Below are 17,317 nucleotides of genomic sequence, written 5' to 3'. Positions count from 1 at the left end.
GCCGTATTACCCGCCGGTACGGCACCCATCCCGAAGGGAGCGATCAGCGCATGACCAAGCCTGAGAACGCGGCACGCGAGTACGACGTCGTCATCAGCGGAGCCGGCCTCGCCGGCAGCGCCGCGGCGATCCTGCTCGCACGCCGCGGTGCCCGCGTCGCCCTGCTGGAGCGCCGCTCGGACCCCGCGGCGTACAAGGTGCTGTGCACCCACTCCCTCACGGCCAACGCCTACCCGGTGCTGGACGAACTCGGCCTGATCCCCGCGCTGGAGAAGGCGGGCGCCGTCCACAACGACGCCCGCTGGTGGACCCGGTGGGGATGGATCGAGCCGAGGGCGGCGGCGGGCGGACCCGAGCTGCCGCACGCGTACAACGTCCGGCGCAGCGTCCTCGATCCGCTGATCAGGTCCCGTGCGGCGGAGACGCCCGGCGTCGATCTGCTCCTCGGCCATCAGGTGACCGGGCTGATCCGGGAAGCCGGGCGGACCGTCGGGCTGCGCACGTCGACGCGGCAGGGCGAGCGCGAGATCCGGGCCCGGCTCGTGGTCGGCGCCGACGGCAAGGACTCGGCCGTGGCGGAGTTCGCCGGGGTGCCGTCGAGGCGGTTCGAGAACACCCGGTTCGGCTATCTCGCGCACTTCCGCAACCTTCCGCTGCACGGAGGGATCGGTCAGACCTGGTTCCTCGAACCGGACATGGCGTACGCGTTCCCGAACGACGACGGCGTGACGGTCCTCGCGGTGCTCCCGGACAAGAAGCGGCTGCCGGCCTTCCGCGAAGACCTGGAGGGCAGCTTCCTCGACTTCGTCCGCGCCCTGCCCGAGGCGCCGCCCATCGACACCGCCGAGCGCGTCTCGAAGATCATCGGAACGGTCGACTACCCGCTCCACAGCCGCAGGCCGACCGCCCCCGGCGTCGCGCTCATCGGCGACGCCGCCCTGACCGGCGACCCCCTGTGGGGCGTCGGCTGCGGCTGGGCCCTGCAGTCGGCGCGCTGGCTGACCGAGGCGGTCGCCCCGGCCGCGACCGGCCGCGGCGACCTCGACAAGTCCCTCGCGGCGTACGCCCGCACCCACGGCCGCCGGCTCCAGGGCCACCAGCGTCTGGCCGCCGACTTCGCCAAGGCCCGTCCGTTCAACCCCGTGGAACGGCTCGTCTTCTCGGCGGCGGCGCGCGACGAGTCGCTGGCGCGCCACATGCACCTGTTCGCGTCCCGCCTGATCGGTCCGCTGCAGTTCCTGAACCCGAGGGTCGTGGCCAAGGCCGCGGCCGTCAACGTCAAGCACCGCAGGAAGGCCGCGCGAACGGCATCCTGACCCCTCGTCAGGCGGCGGAGGCCATCGCGTGGGGACGCAGGACCATGAGCGAGTCCTCCCAGGTCGCCACCATGGCGAAGGGGAACCGGTCGAGTTCGAGGCAGAGGGCGACGTCGTCGGGATGGACCCCCTCGCGCACCCCCTCCGTCAGCTCGGCGGCGGCGCGGGACTCGGCGGCGCGCCGGAGGAACCCGGCGGCCTCGGTCCCGGCATCCGCGCCGTCATCGGTACCGGGCTCGGCGCCGGCCTCCGCGCGGGCCTTGGTGCCGGCCTCCGCGCCGGCCTCGGCGCCGGCCTCCGCGCCGGGCTTCGTGACCCTCCCGGCGATGTACTGGGCGCAGGCCAGGTCCTCGTCGGCCCGCCCGTCCTCGCCGGTGACCACGAACGTGACGCGGTCGCTCCCGCGCTCCCGCAGGAGCCGGGCCGTCGCCTCCGCCACCACGAAACTCGCGCACAGCACCAGCGACGCGTCCTTGACCGCGAGGGCGCCGACCGTGCCTGCCGTGGTCTTCTGCACGACGGTCCGCCCCCCGAGGTCGTAGGACCGCAGCAGGCCGGGCGAGTTGACGGCATCGAAGCCGGGAGCGGCCGGGCCGTCCTTGAGCGTCACCCACTCCGGATGGCGGGCCTTGAGCGCCAGGGCCTCGTCCAGCGACTCGGCCAGCACGATCCTCTCCGCGCCCCGGTCGAAGGCCCAGGCGGCCACGGTGAAAGCGCGCATGACGTCGACCACGACCGCCACGGAGGGGACTTCGGCCAGTTCGGGGATACCAAGGAAACGAGCGTTCATGCGGATCATGATCGCCCACGCCCGATCCGACGGACCCGAAGTGCCCGGAGAGTGCTCCGCATCACATCGGAGGTCCCGGCTCCGGTTCCCCTTAGAGTGGCCCGCCCACCCCACATCGACCTGGAGGTCCACCGTGTCCGACGCCCGTACCCCGCTGCCCCCGTCCGCCCGCCCCGGGGCCTCGGCCGCGGACTCCGCGGCGATCTGGGCGGTGATCACAGGGATGTACGAGGCCTACGAGGCCGGGGACCGCGCCGCGATCGACAGGCGGCTCGACCCCGAGGCGACGGTCTGGGACTCGGCCGCCGAGCCGCTCCTGTGCGGCAAGGCCGACCTGGACCGGATCCGGGACGAGCGGCCGGCGACGGGGGAGGGCGCGGAAGGGCCCGAGGAGGCGGGCCTGCACGCCGACGAGCCCGTCGTGGACGTCTTCGGCGACCTCGCCGTGCTGCGCTACCTGCTGCGCGTGGACTTCGCCCCGGCCGGCGACGGCCGCGCGCTGCTGCCGGAGCTCGTGCGCAACACCGCCGTCCTGCACCGGGGCGCGGACGGCGTCTGGCGGATCGTGCACCTCCACGAGGACGTGCGGCAGGCGGGCGGAACGCCCGGGACGCCGGACGCCTGACCCTGCCGGATGTGCGCGGTGCACGGTGGCCCCGACCTGCCCTGCTGTGCGTGCTGCACGGTGGCCCCGACCCGCCCTGCTGTGCGTGCTGCACGGTGGCCCCGCCCCGCCCGTGCGCCGCGCACAGCCACTCCGTCGCCGCCGCTCGTTAGCGTCCGTCCATTCCCTGAGACAGCCGGGAGGCGGCATGACAGGCGGCACGACATACCGGGTGGCCATGGACATCGGTGGCACGTTCACCGATGTCGTCGCGTACGACGAGACGCGCGGCACCTATCTCGCGGCGAAGGCGCCGACCACGCCCGGCGACCTGGCGGAGGGCGTCTTCGCCTCGCTGGGGCGCGCGGTGGACGATCCCGCCGCGATCTCGTTCTTCGTCCACGGGACGACCCAGGGCCTCAACGCCCTCCTGGAGCGCAAGGGCGCCCGGGTGCTGCTCCTCATGTCCGAGGGCATGCGGGACGTCTACCACATCGCCCGCGGCAACCGGGACCGCATGTTCGACCTGCACTACCGCAAGCCGGTGCCGCTCGTGGAACGCCAGGCCACGGCCGAGGCGGGCGGCCGGCTCGACTGGCGCGGCCAGGAGCTGCGACCGCTCGACGAGGAAGCCGTACGGGCGGTGGCGCGCAGGGCCCGCGCGGAGGGGTACACGGCCGTCGCCGTCTCCTTCCTCTTCGGATACGTGAACCCCGCGCACGAGCTCCGCGCCGGGGAGATCCTCGCCGAGGAGCTCGGCGACGACGTGATGGTCGTCCTCTCGCACCGGGTCGCGGGCGAGTGGCGCGAGTACGAGCGGACGTCGTCGGCCGTACTCGACGCCTACACGGGGCCGGTGGTGCGCCGCTACCTCGGCCGGATCGAGGAGCGGTTCGCCGAGCGGGGCCTCGGCGTGCCGGTCCAGGTCATGCAGTCCTCCGGCGGCGTCGTGAACGCCGCCTTCGCCCGCAGCCACCCGCTGCAGACGCTGCTCTCCGGACCGGTCGGCGGCACCATGGGCGGCGTGGCCGCGGCGGCCCTGCTCGGTCGGCCGAACGCCATCTGCGTCGACATGGGCGGCACCTCGTTCGACGTCTCCCTCGTCCTCGACGGCAGGCCCGACATCTCCAACGAGGGCACCGCGGACGGCTTCCCGGTCCTGATGCCCCTGGTCAACCTGCACACCATCGGCGCGGGCGGCGGCTCGATCGCCTACGCGGAGGCCGGCGGTCTCCGGGTCGGCCCCGAGTCGGCGGGCGCGGCCCCCGGCCCCGCCTGCTACGGGCGCGGCGGCGTCCGGCCCACCGTGACGGACGCCAACGCGGTCCTGGGCCGGGTGGATCCCGAGTGGTTCGCGGGGGGCCACATGACGCTCGACGTCGACGCCGCCCACCGCGCGGTCGACGGACTCGCCGCCGAACTCGGCCTCTCCGCCGTGGAACTCGCGGGCGGCGTCTGCGACGTCGCCAACGCCAAGATGGCGCAGGCGATCCGTACGCTCACCGTGGAACACGGCCTGGAGCCCCGCGAGTTCACCCTCCTCGCCTTCGGCGGTGCGGGACCCATGCACGCCGTCGAGATCGCCAGGGAACTGGGCGTGTCCGAGGTCGTGGTGCCCCGCTTCCCCGGTGCGTTCTCCGCCTGGGGCATGCTCGGCACCGAGGTCCGCCGCGACCTCACCCGCCAGTTCTTCACCCCGGGCGACGCCCTGGACGGCGCCGCGATGGCGGCCGCGCTCGGCACGCTGCGCGCGCAGGGCCTCGCCGCCCTCGGAGAGCAGGGCGTCCCGGCGGAGCGCCGTCGCGTCGAGCACACGGTCGACATGCGGTACGAAGGCCAGGACTACACGCTCACCGTCCCGCTCGACTCGACGGAGGAGCCCGCGTCCGAGGGCTTCCTCGCCCGGGTGTCGGCCCGCTTCGCCGCCCTCCACGAGCGCCGTTACGGACACGCCACCGCGGGCGCCCCGGTCGAGTTCGTCACCCTGCGCACCACGGCGCTCGGCGCCGCCCCGGCCGCCGCCCCGGTCGCGTACGCCCCGGAGCCCGGGGAGAACCCGTGGGCCGGCCGCGTCAAGCCGGTCGTCTTCGACGGCGTCACCCACGAGACCCCCGTCCTGCGCCGCGAACACCTCCCCGCGGGCGAGGAGTTCAACGGACCGGCGATCGTCGTCGAGGCCACCTCCACCACCGTCGTCCCGCCCGACGCGCACGTCGCCGTCGACGCGAACGGCTTCCTCGTCATCAAGCTCGGAGGCACCGCGTGAGCACCCCCACCACGGGCACCCGACCCACCACGGGCCCCCGACCCGCCGCCGCCGGCACGGTCGACCCCGTCACCACGGAGATCATCCGCTGCGCCCTGCTCCAGGCCGCCGAGGACATGAACACGACGCTGATCCGGTCGGCGTACACCCCCACCATCTACGAGGCCAAGGACTGCGCGGTCGCGCTCCTCGACCGTGACCACCACGTCCTCGGCCAGTCCTCCGGGCTGCCCATCTTCCTCGGCAACCTGGAGGAGTGCACCCGCGCGACGGAGCGGATGTACGGCACCGACGTGTGGCGCGAGGGCGACGTCTGGGTGCTCAACGACTCGTACATCGGCGGCACCCACCTCAACGACGTCACCGTCTACGCGCCGATCCACGTCCGCGGGGAACTCGTCGGCTTCGCCGCCTCCCGCGCCCACTGGATCGACATGGGTTCGAAGGACCCGGGCGGGTCCATGGACTCCACGACGATCTATCAGGAGGGCCTGCGCATGGGCCCGTTGAAGATCTACGAGGCCGGGGAACCCTGCGTCCTCACGCAGGACCTGATCGCCCGCCAGGTCCGCTTCCCGCAGCCCACGCTCGGCGACATGCGGGCGCAGGTCGCCTGCGCGCTGACCGGCGCCCGCCGGCTCGCCGAGATCGTCGAACGGTGGGGCACGGAGACGCTCCTCGCCGCCCGTGACGCCATCTTCGCGCAGACGGAGCGGCGGGAGCGGGAGCAGATCGCCGCCATCCCGGACGGCGTGTACGAGGCGACCGGGCAGCTCGACAACGACGGCATCGACCTCGACACCCCGCTCCCCGTGACCGTGCGCGTGACGATCGACGGCGACCGGATGACGATGGACGTCACGGAGTGCGCGGACCAGGCGACCGGCCCGGTCAACTGCGGCGCCGCGCAGACCGTGGCCGCCTGCCGCGTCGGGTACAAGCTGCTCGTCAGCGGTGAAGTACCCCTCAACGGCGGCTCGTTCAAGCCGCTCGACGTCCTGACCCGGCCCGGCTCGATGCTCGCCGCGATCGAGCCCGCCGCCTGCCAGTACTACTACTCGCACCTCGGGCTCGTCATCGACCTCGTCGTGCGCGCCCTGGCCCCGGCCGTGCCGGAGCGGGCCGCGGCCGCCTCGTACGGCGACTCGATGATCGTGCAGTTCACGGGCCTCGACCCGCGCACGGGCAAGCTCTTCGTCTCCCAGGAGGCGACGGTCGGCGGCTGGGGAGCCTGGGCGGCCGGGGACGGCGAGTCCTGCCTCATCAACAACGTCAACGGCTCGCTCCGGGACATGCCGGTGGAGGTCCTGGAGACCCTCTTCCCGGTACGCGTCGAGGAGTACGCGGTACGGGAGGACTCGGCGGGCGCCGGGCGGACCCGGGGCGGCAACGGCGTGGTGCGCCAGTACCGGTTCACCGCCGACCAGGACCTCTCCCTGTGGTGGGAGCGTTCGGTGACCCCGGCGTGGGGACTGTTCGGCGGCGAGGCCGGGGCCGCACCCCGGGTGACGCTCAACCCGGGCCGGACGGATGCCCGTTCCCTGCTCAAGGTGAACGCCCTGCCGGTGCGCGAGGGCGATGTGCTGCGCTGCGAGAGCGGCGGAGGCGGCGGCTACGGCCCCGCAGCCGAGCGGGCCGCCGATGCGGTCGCCGAGGACGTCCGGCAGGGCATGCTGAGCCCCGGGCGCGCCGCCGCCGACTACCCGTCCGCGCCGTCCCGTTGACCGGTTCCGGCCCCCGGTTCCGACCGTGGTCCGGACGCCGGCTCCGACCGTGGTCCGGACCCCGCTCGCGGTCCCTCTGATCCGCCGGTCTCCGGCTCGTCGAGCAGCACCCGGCAGGCCAGGTGCAGCGGCAGCCGGAGACCGGGATCGTCGGGATCGCACCCCAGCGCCCGCAGCCGTTCGAGCCGGGCGGCCACGGTGTTGCGGTGCACCCCGAGGCGGGCCGCCGCGACGGACGGCGCCCCGCCGACATCGAGCAGCACCGCCAGGGTCCGCAGCAGGGCCCCGTCCCGGTCCACGGCCAGCAGCGGCGCGAGCAGCAGGCCGGCCGGACCGCGCAGGGCCTCCCGGGGCAGCGCGGCGAGCAGCCGGGCCGGCCCCACCCGGTCGGCCCGGACGACGCCGCCGAGCGGCACGACGGCGACCGCCGCCACCGCCTCCGCGAGCGCCCCGCCCAGCCCGTCGAGCCCGGCCACCGGACCCGCCGCCGCCCCCGCGACCGGGGGCAGCCTGCCGGGCTCGGCGGACGCGGCCCGCAGCCGGCGCTCGGCGCGGGCGACGGGGTCCTGGTGCGCGTCCCCGGAAGCGTCGACGGCCTCCCAGGACACCCACACACCGTCGTACCGCACGAGCGGACCACTGCCGACGGCCGCGCGCGCCCAGCGGGCGGTGAGCAGCTGTCCCACGGCCGGTTCGGCCGCGTCCCCGGGCCGCAGGGCGTACACGACGAAGGGCCCGCGCAGCGGCCAGCCGAGAGCGACCGCCCCGGCGATCAGCGGATCGTGCTCCGCCGGCTCCCCGCCGTCGTCCACGGCACCGGGCCCGTCCTGGCGGGCGACCCCGCCGGAACGGTCGAGGAGTTCCCGCAGCAGGCCCGCCGCGTGCCGCTCGGCGCGCTCGGCGGCGAGCCGTTCACCCGCCGCCCAGGCGGTCAGCGGCGCCACGGCGAGCCCCAGCACCTCCCGCACGGTCCCCTCCCAGCCGGCCGCCCGCGCACGGAACCGCGCCGTCAGCACCACCAGGCGCTCCCCGCCGGGCCCCGGGACGTCGACCGTCACCGCCAGGGCGGTCCCGGCCGGGTCGTCGAGGGCGGCGGCACGACCCGCGACGAGCTCGCCCGACGGGGCGGTGAGCGCCACGGACGTGGACGGCAGGACGGCGTGGAGCGCGGAGAGGAGCCGTACCGGACGGGTGCCGGCCTCCGCGATCCTGCGCGCCGCGCCCGCGACGAGGGCGGTGCGGCCCGCCTCGGGCCGGGCGACGGCCGAGGCGATCCGGACCGCCGCGTCCAGCGCGTCCCCGGCCACGACGAGGAGCGGGACGCCGAGCCGGCCCGCCAGCTCGGCGACCGAGTCCGGATGACCCGCCTCGCGCGAGACGACCACACACGCGGCCGCGTGCTCCCAGGCCTTCCGCAGCGCCATCTCCACGGTCCAGGCGGCAGCGGCGGTCCCGGCGGTGAGGACGACGGCGGTACGGGGCTGCACCCGGTCCAGGGCGGCGAGCCGGTCGACGATGCGCACGGCCACGATCTCGGCGCCGCCGTCACCGGCCCCGTACACCTCGACGTCCCCGAGAGGACCGTCCTGGAGGAGCTCGGCCAGCGTGAGCGGACGGACCGCGGCGGCCGGTCCGCCCGTACGGGAACCGTCGTCGCCGCTCATCGGCCGCCTCCGCTTCCCGTACGGGCCAGCGCCCGCCCCTCAGGGGTGTACCAGGCTTCCGGCGCGTCGATGACGACGACCTCCACGGCTATGCCGGGCACCGCGCGCTCGACGTCCAGGACCCCCCTGTCGGCGGCGGAGAGCATCAGGATCTGATCGGGCAGGGCCGCGACCTGAGCACCGTCGGCGAGCGCCAGCAGGACCTCGTTGTGCGCTTCGAGCCGGAACCGCCGCCGCAGCCCCTCGTCCTCGTCGACGAGGACGCTCGTCGGCCGGGACGGCAGTGAGGCCCCGTAGGGGAGGGAAGCTCCGTAAGGGAGGGAAGCTCCGTACGAGGGGGACACCCCGTAAGGGTCCGCATCCAGGCTCCCGTACGCGCCGGCCGACTGCTCCACCGCGACGATCCGCCCCTGGCACAGAAGCCGGGGCCGCCAGGCGGCGAAGCGCGTACGGCCGGTGTCCGTGCCGGCGGCGACGGCCCGGCCGACGGTCCCGGGGACCAGGCACGCCGCCAGACGGGCGCCGTCCATCGGGTACGCGGCGACCACCGCCCAGCCGCCGGACGCGGACACCAGGGGACGGATCAGGTCCTCGACCTGACCGCGCCCGGACTCCAGGGTGACGACGTCACCGCCGGGGGTGGCCAGGGCGAGCGGGGCCGGGGCGGCGCCCGCGAGGGTGAACAGCGTCTGCTCCAGGAGGGGCAGCACCCGCCCGCAGCCGTCGCCGTCGACGAGCGGGAGGCCGCAGCGGGCCGCGGCCGCGAAGGCGATGAGCGCGTTCTCCGCCGCGGTGTTGAGCGGCACGACGGCCTCGGCCCGCCGCCCGACGAGACGCTCGACGGCCCGCACGGCCCTGACCGGTTCGTCGCCGAGAGGCAGCTGCTCGGCGAGGGCGGCCGAGGCACCGGCCAGCGTCACGGCCACACAGAGCCCCACGGAGTCCAACTGCTCCGGGGAGAGCAGAGGGACCGGGCCGTGCGCGGCGAGTTCGGCGGCGGCCCAGTCCAGGGCCACGCGGTAGGCGGACTCCTCGGTCCCCGCGGCGAGCACCCGCGCACCGACGGCCAGGTGCTCCAGTTCCTCGGCCCCCAACAGGCGCACCGGCCCTCCGCCGACGGCACCGGGGCGACGCGCGGTCATCGGACGGCCCCCGCGACCGGCTCACCGGCCGCGCGCACGGTCACCCTGTGCACCCCGGCCGGCAGATAGGCGACGGGAGCGTGGGCGAGGCCCTCGACCCGTACGGAGTCGGGGGCGGCCCCGGCCGCGACACAGCGCGACAGGGCGTGGTCGCGGGCGGCGGCGAGCAGCTGGTCGAGCTCGGCGCGGCCCGCCGCCGAGACCACCTGCTCCAGCTCGACCCGGCACTCGGCGCGGGCCGCGTACCGGGCGGCGTCCGTGAGCCGCGCCGCCCGGGTGGCGGCGTCGGCGGGCGGTGCGCCCACGGACTCGGCGGCGCCGCCGGTGTACAGCGTCGCGGAGCCGGGAAGCCGCTCCCGCAGACGCGCCGCCTGTGCGGCGACCGAACCGGCCGGGCTCTCCCCGACGATCTCCACGATGTCGGGGGCGCCGAGCGCGAGCCGCACACCGAGGGGGCCGGGCACGGGGACGCGGGTGCGTTCGGGCTCCCCGTCGCGCACGACGAGGCAGCGGACGGAGCGGGCACCCGCGTCGATGACGACCGCATGGCCGAGCCCGACGGGGGCGGGACCGGCGGGGGCGAGGCGGGAAGGGGTGAGGCCGGCGGGGCCGAGGCGGGAAGGGGTGAGGCCGGCAGAAGCATGGCCGGCAGGAGTGAGGCCGGGAGGAGTGAGGCCGGCAGGCGTGGAACCGGCAGGGGTGAAACCGGCACGGGCGAGGGCGCCGCGCGCGCCGCAGGCCGCGGCGGGGGCCGTGGCGATCACCGGGTGGCGGCGGAAGTACTCCGCCGAGACCAGCCCGCCGTCGTCGCGGGCGAAGAAGAGCGGGGCGGACACGCCCGCCGAGCGCAGAGCCGTCCGGCAGTCGGCGACGAGCTCCTCGGCCCAGCCGCCGAGGGCCGCGTTGACGACGGTGGCGTTCTCGCGTTCGCGCAGCCCCGCCGAGCCGATCTCGTACGAGAGGCTGAGCGTCGCTCCGGGGACGGCGGCGGCGAGGACGGCCGCCGCTTCGAGCTCCGGTTCGGGCCGGGCAGGAGCTCCCGCCGCGCACACCGCGAACACCGACAGGCCGGCGTCCCGCGCACGGGCGGCGAACGCGGAGACGGCGGCACGGTCGAGCGGGGCGAGCGGTCGGCCGGTGACGGCGCTGCCGCCGCCGACGACGGCGGTCATCGCCCCAACGGCCGCACGGGCCGCCTCGGGCCAGTCGGCGAGCGGGGCGAGTGCCGGGTGGCACGAGGGGGCGATCCGCAGGACGGCGACCGGCCGTGGCCGCGGGGGCCGGCGCGCGAGGTCGGTGACGACGGCGACGGCTCCGACGGGGCCCGGGAGCGGTCCGAGGGCGGCGAGCACGCGACGGAGGCAGACGGCCGTCCGAGGGGCGCTGTCGACGACGGCCTCGGCGACAACGCGGCCGGTGGCGTCGGCGAGCGCCGCCGTGGTGGTGGCGCGGCCCACGTCGATTCCGATCCTCACGCCCCCATCCTTCCACCGGCCGCGATCACGGCGACTCGGGACCACGACGCACCCGCCTGCCCGCCCGCTCCGGTCCCCGACTCCGGCCCTGGCCCCGGGTGTCCGCTACTCCAGGTCCTTGCCCTCGGTCTCCGGCAGCGGGGCCGCGCACAGCAGGGCCACGACGAGGAAGGCCATGATGAAGAGGATCGTGGACGAGTAGCCGGTGGCCCGCGCGAGCAGGTAGCCGACCACGGACGGGGCGAGCGAGGTGGCGCCGAGCTGCGCAGCGGTCGCCCACGAGTAGCCCGTCGCCCGCAGGGCCGTCGGATAGAACTCGCCGTTCCACGTGTTCCAGACGCCCCACGCACCCAGGCAGAAGAACGACAGCGCGAAGTTCGCCACGTACAGGGTGGTCAGGGTGTCGGCGTACGCGAAGGCCACGCCGGAGACGGCGGCGAGGGCGAGGTACGGCAGGAAGACCTTCCGACGGCCGTAACGCCCGGTGAGGAGGGAGGCCGAGACATAGCCGGGAATCATGAAGACGGCGCTCAGGGCCACGAACCCCAGGCTCGCCGACATGCTGAGGCCCTTCTCCTGGAGGAGCGTGGGCAGCCAGGTCTGAAGCCCCCAGTACCCCCAGTTGAAGGTGAAGTTCACGACGAGCATCAGCACCGTGATGCGCAGCAGACGCCCCCGCAGGAGGTCCAGCGGCTGTCCCGCCCGCTCCTTCCCGCCCGTGTGGGAGGTGGCGAAGACGGTCCCCTCGGGCACGTCCGCGCCGAGCCGGCGCAGCACCGCGGCGGCCTCCTCGTGCCGGCCGCGTTCGGCGAGCCAGTACGGGGACTCGGGAACCCAGGCGCGGATCGCGAGGACCCAGACACCCGCGAGACCGCTCGCGATCGCCACGACGTGCCAGCCGAGCCCGCCCACGAACCGCGTGACCGCGACGGCGAGCAGAACGCCGATCGGCCAGCCGATGGACAGGTAGACGGCGGCCCGGCCGCGCAGCCGTGAGGGCAGCAGCTCCAGGAAGTAGGGAAAGGTCACCGTGTAGATGCCGGCCAGGGCGAGACCCGAGAGGAAACGGGTCACCATCAGCACCGTGAAGGTCGGCGAGAAGGCGCTGGCCAGCGCGATCACGCCGTAGGCGGCCAGCGACCACAGACAGACCGCGCGCCGCCCGATCCGGTCGGAGACGGGCCCCCAGACGAGGCTGCCGGGGATCATGCCGAGGGCGACGGCGGACAGTGCCCAGCCGATGGCGCCTTCGTCGATGCCGAAGTCGGTCCCCAGGTCCCCGGAGACGTAGACGAGGGCGAGCTGCTCCCAGGACTCGATGACGAAGGCCATGAAGAGGGCCACGGCGGCCAGCAGGTGCGCCTTGCGGAACGGCATGTCGTCGAACCAGGACCCGACGGTCCGCGCGGGCTCGACGCCTCTGACGGGACCCTCTCCGGCCCCCGGTACTGCTTCTCGTACGGCGCTCATCGACTGTCCTTCCGGGCCCCGAAACAGGCTACGCGTCCCTCGACCTGAGGGGTGGCGGCACCTTAGACACCCGACGCCCCGGCGAACTGTGCTCCCCGCACGGACATCGGCCGGGCGGCTGTGCCCCGTGCACAGCCCCGGCCCGCCCTCACGCGCTGCACCGCCGGGCGGCGCTCGGCCGCGGACCGTGCGGAGTCCCCGGCGGGAGTCGCGTCGACCGCCTGGGGACCGGGACCGGGACGGGGCCGGGGCGGCGACGGCGGGAGGTACGGGTCAGCCCGTGCGGCGGGAGCGGGCCAGAGCCGTCCCGCCGAGGGTGACGGCGACGAGCCCCAGCAACAGGGCCACATAGGCCCCGCCGAGACCGTTGCCGGTCCCGAGGCCCCCGTCGGCGGTGGCCGCGACCAGCCCGCCGAGGGCCAGGCCGATCGCCCCCGCCGCCACCGCGGTCAGGGCTCCGCGCGGCCCACGGGCGATGCCGGCACGACCGGCCGGGCGGGTCAGCGCCAGGACCGCGATGACCACACCGGCCAGCGCCACCAGACCGCCCGTGGTGGCTCCGGCCCGCCCGAGGCCGAAGTCGTAGACGCTCGCGGCGACGGGCCGGGTCGCGGCGTCCGCCGCCGCTGGTGCGGCAAGGCCGAGGCCTCCGAGCACGGCGGCCGCGGCGGGGACGAACAGACGACGAACAGACATGGGACGGCTCCTTCTCTTCCTGTGACGGGACGGAGCCCGATCCTGTCGCCCTCACCTCCTCCGGTCGTCTCGCGGACGCGGACACTTCGCCCTACCGCGAACGCGGCAGGCACCGCGCACGTACCGCGTGCGCGGTAGCCGGCCGCTCGTCCGCGAGCGGGATCCCACCGTCCGTGGATCTGGCTAGGGTGCGCTCATGAGCAAGGGGCGGGTCGGGGTTCCGGCCGAGGTCAGAGACCGGCTGATCGCCGTCGGAGTGGCGGCGGCGCTGCTGGTCACCGGGGGGTCCGGGCAGCACGCCGCCACGGGCCTCGATCTGTTCGGCTACGGGCTGCTGGCGGCCGGCGGTCTCGCACTGGCCGCCGGCCGTCGGGCTCCGATCCCCGTCCTGGCCGTCACCGGCGTGTGCGCGGTGGGCTACCAGGCGGCAGGCTTCGACGTGCCCGCCGTCGCGTTCCTGTTCGCGGTGTACGCGGCCATGAGGGCGGGACACCGCGCGGTCACGGTGGTGGCGAGCGTGACCGTGCTGACCGCGCTTCCCGTCGCGGCCCTGGTCTCGGGGCTGCACGACACGGGCGAGGCGTTCGCGCAGGCCCGGGGTGCCCTGGAGATCGCCTGGCTGATCGCCGCAGGCGCCGCCGGCGAAGCGCTGCGGCAGGCCGAGCGACGGGCGGACGAGGCGGAACGCACCCGTGAGGAGACCGCGCGGCGCCGGGCCGACGAGGAGCGGCTGCACATCGCGCGGGAGTTGCACGATTCGCTCACCCACCAGATCTCGGTGATCAAGGTGCAGTCCGAGGCCGCCGTCCACGTGGCCCACAAGCGGGGAGAGCAGGTTCCGGATGCCCTGCTGGCGATCCGGGAGGCCGGCCGCGAGGCCGCCCGGGAGCTCCGAGCGACCCTGGAGGCGCTCCGCGACGACGACACGAGCCCTCCGCACGGACTCGACCACATCCCGGAACTGGTGGAACGGGCCGGGCGAGCCGGCCTCACGGCCACCCTGACGATCGAAGGCCCCCGGCGCGACGTCCCGGCCACCGTGGGGCGGACCGTCTACCGGATCGTCCAGGAGTCGCTCACCAACGTCGCCCGTCACGCCGACGCCACCGCGGCGTCGGTCCGCATCGGCTACCGCCCGGACGCCGTCACCCTCCACGTCGACGACGACGGCAAGGCCACGCCGGACACCGCCCCGGTTCCCGGCATCGGACTGCTCGGGATGCGCGAACGCGTCACCGCCCTCGGGGGCCGTCTCCGGGCGGCACCACGCAGCGGGGGCGGCTTCACGGTCGAGGCCGTACTCCCGGCACTCCCAGAACTCGCCGAACGCCCAGAACCGGCCGTACTCCCAGAACCGGCCGAACGCCCAGAACCGGCCGTACTCCCAGAACCGGCCGTACTCCCAGAACCGGCCGAACGCCCAGAACCGGCCGTGCCCCCAGAACCGGCCGTACTCCCCGAACCCTCCATGGAACGAACCCCGTGATCCGTGTCCTCCTGGTCGACGACCAGCCCCTCATCCGCAGTGGATTCCGCGCGCTCCTCGACCTCGAAGCCGACATCGAGGTCGTGGCCGAGGCCGCCGACGGGAGGGCGGGGCTGGCTCTGGCCAGGGAGCACGAGCCCGACATCGCGCTCATCGACATTCAGATGCCGGTCATGGACGGCATCGAGACCACCCGGCGCATCGCCGCGGACCCGGCGCTGGCCGGCGTGCGCGTCGTCATCCTCACCAACTACGGCCTCGACGAGTACGTCTTCCACGCCCTGCGCGCCGGCGCCACGGGCTTCCTCGTCAAGGACATCGTGCCGGAGGACTTCCTCCATGCCGTACGCGTCGCCGCGCGGGGCGACGCCCTGCTCGCACCGTCGATCACCCGCAAACTCATCAACCGGTACGTCGCCCAGCCGCTGCCCGACGACACCGGCCCGGCCCTGGAGGAACTGACCGGCCGCGAACGCGAGGCCGTCGTCCTGGTCGCGCACGGCCTCTCCAACGACGAGATCGCGGACCGCATGGTGATCAGCCCGTCGACCGCGAAGACCCACATCAACCGGGCCATGACCAAACTCCACGCCCGCGACCGCGCCCAACTCGTCGTCCTGGCCTACGAATCCGGCCTGGTGAAGGTCAGGGCCTGAGGAGGGAAGCTGCCTCGCGAGCGGCGTCGATGGCGCCGGCGCGGGCGGCCTGCCGGTCGTCGTCGCCGCGGGCGTAGGCCACGGAGATCACCATGTTGCTGCGGCGGAAGACGACCTGTGCGGTGATGTTCTTGCCGGGGACGGGCGGCCGGAAACGGAGAAAGGCCTCGTCGCCGAGGCCGATCAGGTCCTCAGGGGTGCCCTTCTCCCAGCCGGGCTCACCGTCGGTGCGCTGCTCGCGCATGTCCTCCTCGGCCAGCTCGACATCGAGCCGACTGGCGAGGAGATGAACGTTGGCCCGGTACTTCCCCTTCTCGCGCGGCGCGGCCCACGTGCAGGACGCCGTGTCCTCGCGCCCGCCGTACGCCTCGGGCACGAGCCGGTGGATCGTCTCGGGGGTGACGAGCCCGCAGTACGCCCGCGGATCGGCCGCGAACTCGCCCTCCTGCTCACCGTCCCACCACCGCCAAGCCCAGAACGCGGCCAGGGTGACGACGATCAGCGCGACAACCGACGCGAAGGCGAGACGCGAGGGCGCGGCGGACGAGGAGGGTATGGTCACCGCCGCAGCATAGGGCCACCACCGGGCCCGTCCCGCGTCACCGCCACCTCCCGGTTCTTACGCGAGGGACCCCGGCCTCACGACAGGGCCTGCTCGCGTCGGCGGTCGAGATCGCGCTGCATGCGGGCGGAGTCACGCGCGTACGTGCGGTGCAGCAGGGTCAGGAAGGCCCCGTTGACCAGCATCAGGACGACCAGGACCCACAGGAAGACGGGGCGCAGCCCGATCGCGTCGCCGAGGAAGCCGGCGCCGAGGCCGAACAGGGCCCAGGCGATCGCCTCGAAGACGGAGACGTAGAGGGTGAAGGCCGCGGGACGCAGTTCGGGCGGGACCACGGCCATGATCATCGGCCGGTTGATGCCGGGGTTGACGCCCTGGGCCACGCCCATCAGCCCGAAGAACAGCGCGTACGGACCGATGCCGCCGTAGTGGAACTGGGTACCGAAGAACGCGAGGACGGCGAAGAGGATCTGGGCCGCCTGGAGCACGGCGGGCAGGCCGTGGCGCGGGCTGAGGCGGGCGGCCCGGTCGGCGGCGAGACCGCCGAGGACCGTTCCGGCGAAGTAGCCGATGCCGACGGGCATCAGGATCACCGACGCGGTCTGGGTGGTGAAGCCGTAGACCTCGACGAGGAACACCACGGCGAAGGAGAACACGAGCAGGTGCCCCGAGAGGAGCCGGGAGACCAGGAGGACCACCAGGGTGGGGATCTTGAAGAGGGAGGCGACCTGGCGTCGGTTCACCAGGCCGGAGGCGTCCCGGGCTGCGCGGTCGAGGTCCGCGAGCTGTGCCTCGGAGGCGCCCTGGCCGGGGTCGCGCAGGTACCGCCACAGCACGAGGCCGAAGAGGATGCTGAACCCGCCGATCGCCCAGAGGCCCCAGCGCCACCCGTCCTCGAAGCCCGCGAGCTGGCCCTTGAGCGTGCCGAAGACCGAGGACGCGAGCGCGGTCGCGCCGAACAGCATCCCGATGGCCCGGCCCCGGGACGAGCTCTCGAAGAGGTCGCCGACGATGGTGGTGATGATCGGGTGGGCTCCGGCGTAGCCCGCGGCGAGCAGCGTCGAGAACAGCAGAAGCTGGGTGAAGTTCTGGGCGAAGCCCGCGGCCACGCCCCAGACGCCCCACATGCCCGCGCAGAGGACGAGCACCGTCTTGCGGGACCAGCGGTGGGCGGCCCACACCCACAGGGGTGCGGTGATCACGCCGATCAGCTTGCCCGCGGCGGTCAGGATGCCGAGGGCGCCGAGCGAGAGGCCGAGGGCCTGCCGGATCACCGGGAAGAGCCCGCCGATCACGCCGGCCTCGGTGTTGTCGACGACCATGGCGCCGCCCAGGAGCGACAGTTGTCGCCACCGGCCGGGGACGGGGGCGGCCGGGGTCTGTCTTCTCGTGTCGGGATCGTGGATAAGCTCGGGCATGGCGCCTCGCTTCCTCTGCGTGTGTGGTCTCTTCGCTGGAGATGCACG

At 74.6% G+C, this 17,317-nt stretch carries 14 protein-coding genes; 6 read left to right on the top strand and 8 right to left on the bottom strand.

All coding sequences use genetic code 11. From position 1 onward, the window contains the following. Positions 1-50: 50 nt before the first annotated feature. Positions 51-1,316: an NAD(P)/FAD-dependent oxidoreductase gene (locus ACFC0G_RS36240; RefSeq protein ID WP_376412256.1), complete on the top strand. Its 1,266-nt coding sequence runs from the start codon at positions 51-53 to the stop codon at positions 1,314-1,316. Between the two features lie 7 nt (positions 1,317-1,323). Here the strand turns inward: ACFC0G_RS36240 and ACFC0G_RS36235 are convergent, their stop codons facing one another. Beyond that, positions 1,324-2,106 (bottom strand): 2-phosphosulfolactate phosphatase, encoded by a 783-nt coding sequence (locus tag ACFC0G_RS36235; protein ID WP_376412254.1) that lies wholly within the window; start codon positions 2,104-2,106, stop codon positions 1,324-1,326. A 133-nt stretch (positions 2,107-2,239) separates the two neighbouring features. Between ACFC0G_RS36235 and ACFC0G_RS36230 the strand changes: the two genes are divergently transcribed. The 3 genes from ACFC0G_RS36230 to ACFC0G_RS36220 all read left to right on the top strand — a co-directional run bounded on the left by ACFC0G_RS36230 (position 2,240) and on the right by ACFC0G_RS36220 (position 6,700). Further along, complete coding sequence (locus tag ACFC0G_RS36230) at positions 2,240-2,731, top strand: YybH family protein (RefSeq protein WP_376412251.1); 492 nt, start codon at positions 2,240-2,242, stop codon at positions 2,729-2,731. A 187-nt stretch (positions 2,732-2,918) separates the two neighbouring features. Beyond that, positions 2,919-4,976, top strand: a complete 2,058-nt coding sequence (locus ACFC0G_RS36225) for a hydantoinase/oxoprolinase family protein (RefSeq protein WP_376412248.1) — start codon at positions 2,919-2,921, stop codon at positions 4,974-4,976. Beyond that, positions 4,973-6,700: a hydantoinase B/oxoprolinase family protein gene (locus tag ACFC0G_RS36220; RefSeq protein WP_376412245.1), complete on the top strand. Its 1,728-nt coding sequence runs from the start codon at positions 4,973-4,975 to the stop codon at positions 6,698-6,700. Before ACFC0G_RS36225 ends, ACFC0G_RS36220 begins: the two co-directional genes overlap by 4 nt. Here ACFC0G_RS36220 and ACFC0G_RS36215 read toward each other — a convergent pair. The 5 genes from ACFC0G_RS36215 to ACFC0G_RS36195 all read right to left on the bottom strand — a co-directional run bounded on the left by ACFC0G_RS36215 (position 6,676) and on the right by ACFC0G_RS36195 (position 13,147). Next, on the bottom strand, positions 6,676-8,364 hold the full coding sequence (locus ACFC0G_RS36215) for a helix-turn-helix domain-containing protein (protein WP_376412242.1): 1,689 nt from the start codon (positions 8,362-8,364) through the stop codon (positions 6,676-6,678). The two genes, ACFC0G_RS36220 and ACFC0G_RS36215, sit on opposite strands and share 25 nt — an antisense overlap. After that, entirely contained in the window at positions 8,361-9,467 is a 1,107-nt protein-coding gene (locus ACFC0G_RS36210; protein WP_376412239.1) for a DUF917 domain-containing protein, read from the bottom strand. The genes ACFC0G_RS36215 and ACFC0G_RS36210 overlap by 4 nt, the downstream gene beginning before the upstream one ends. A 35-nt stretch (positions 9,468-9,502) precedes the next feature. Beyond that, positions 9,503-10,981, bottom strand: a complete 1,479-nt coding sequence (locus ACFC0G_RS36205; protein WP_376412236.1) for a hydantoinase/oxoprolinase family protein — start codon at positions 10,979-10,981, stop codon at positions 9,503-9,505. Positions 10,982-11,086: 105 nt separating this feature from the next. Beyond that, positions 11,087-12,451, bottom strand: a complete 1,365-nt coding sequence (locus ACFC0G_RS36200) for an MFS transporter (RefSeq protein ID WP_376412234.1) — start codon at positions 12,449-12,451, stop codon at positions 11,087-11,089. Positions 12,452-12,724: 273 nt separating this feature from the next. Then, positions 12,725-13,147, bottom strand: a complete 423-nt coding sequence (locus ACFC0G_RS36195; protein WP_376412231.1) for a DUF6223 family protein — start codon at positions 13,145-13,147, stop codon at positions 12,725-12,727. Positions 13,148-13,343: 196 nt separating this feature from the next. Between ACFC0G_RS36195 and ACFC0G_RS36190 the strand changes: the two genes are divergently transcribed. Both ACFC0G_RS36190 and ACFC0G_RS36185 read left to right on the top strand, forming a co-directional pair. Further along, complete coding sequence (locus ACFC0G_RS36190) at positions 13,344-14,633, top strand: histidine kinase (RefSeq protein ID WP_376412228.1); 1,290 nt, start codon at positions 13,344-13,346, stop codon at positions 14,631-14,633. Beyond that, positions 14,630-15,289, top strand: a complete 660-nt coding sequence (locus ACFC0G_RS36185; RefSeq protein WP_376412225.1) for a response regulator — start codon at positions 14,630-14,632, stop codon at positions 15,287-15,289. Before ACFC0G_RS36190 ends, ACFC0G_RS36185 begins: the two co-directional genes overlap by 4 nt. Here the strand turns inward: ACFC0G_RS36185 and ACFC0G_RS36180 are convergent. Then, positions 15,279-15,851, bottom strand: coding sequence for a hypothetical protein (locus ACFC0G_RS36180; RefSeq protein WP_376412222.1), 573 nt, complete (start codon positions 15,849-15,851; stop codon positions 15,279-15,281). The two genes, ACFC0G_RS36185 and ACFC0G_RS36180, sit on opposite strands and share 11 nt — an antisense overlap. Positions 15,852-15,928: 77 nt before the next feature. After that, on the bottom strand, positions 15,929-17,269 hold the full coding sequence (locus ACFC0G_RS36175; protein WP_376412219.1) for an MFS transporter: 1,341 nt from the start codon (positions 17,267-17,269) through the stop codon (positions 15,929-15,931). Positions 17,270-17,317: the final 48 nt, after the last annotated feature.

It is taken from the genome of Streptomyces sp. NPDC056169 (assembly GCF_042268445.1).
GTDB lineage: Bacteria > Actinomycetota > Actinomycetes > Streptomycetales > Streptomycetaceae > Streptomyces.
This window is presented reverse-complemented; position numbering and strand designations above follow the sequence as displayed.

Bases quoted from the DNA above. Each gene is read 5' to 3' on its own strand.
- ACFC0G_RS36240 (WP_376412256.1), top strand. From the start codon at position 51: ATGACCAAGCCTGAGAACGCGGCACGCGAGTACGACGTCGTCATCAGC.
- ACFC0G_RS36235 (WP_376412254.1), bottom strand. From the start codon at position 2,106: ATGAACGCTCGTTTCCTTGGTATCCCCGAACTGGCCGAAGTCCCCTCC.
- ACFC0G_RS36225 (WP_376412248.1), top strand. From the start codon at position 2,919: ATGACAGGCGGCACGACATACCGGGTGGCCATGGACATCGGTGGCACG.
- ACFC0G_RS36215 (WP_376412242.1), bottom strand. From the start codon at position 8,364: ATGAGCGGCGACGACGGTTCCCGTACGGGCGGACCGGCCGCCGCGGTC.
- ACFC0G_RS36200 (WP_376412234.1), bottom strand. From the start codon at position 12,451: ATGAGCGCCGTACGAGAAGCAGTACCGGGGGCCGGAGAGGGTCCCGTC.
- ACFC0G_RS36195 (WP_376412231.1), bottom strand. From the start codon at position 13,147: ATGTCTGTTCGTCGTCTGTTCGTCCCCGCCGCGGCCGCCGTGCTCGGA.
- ACFC0G_RS36190 (WP_376412228.1), top strand. From the start codon at position 13,344: ATGAGCAAGGGGCGGGTCGGGGTTCCGGCCGAGGTCAGAGACCGGCTG.
- ACFC0G_RS36175 (WP_376412219.1), bottom strand. From the start codon at position 17,269: ATGCCCGAGCTTATCCACGATCCCGACACGAGAAGACAGACCCCGGCC.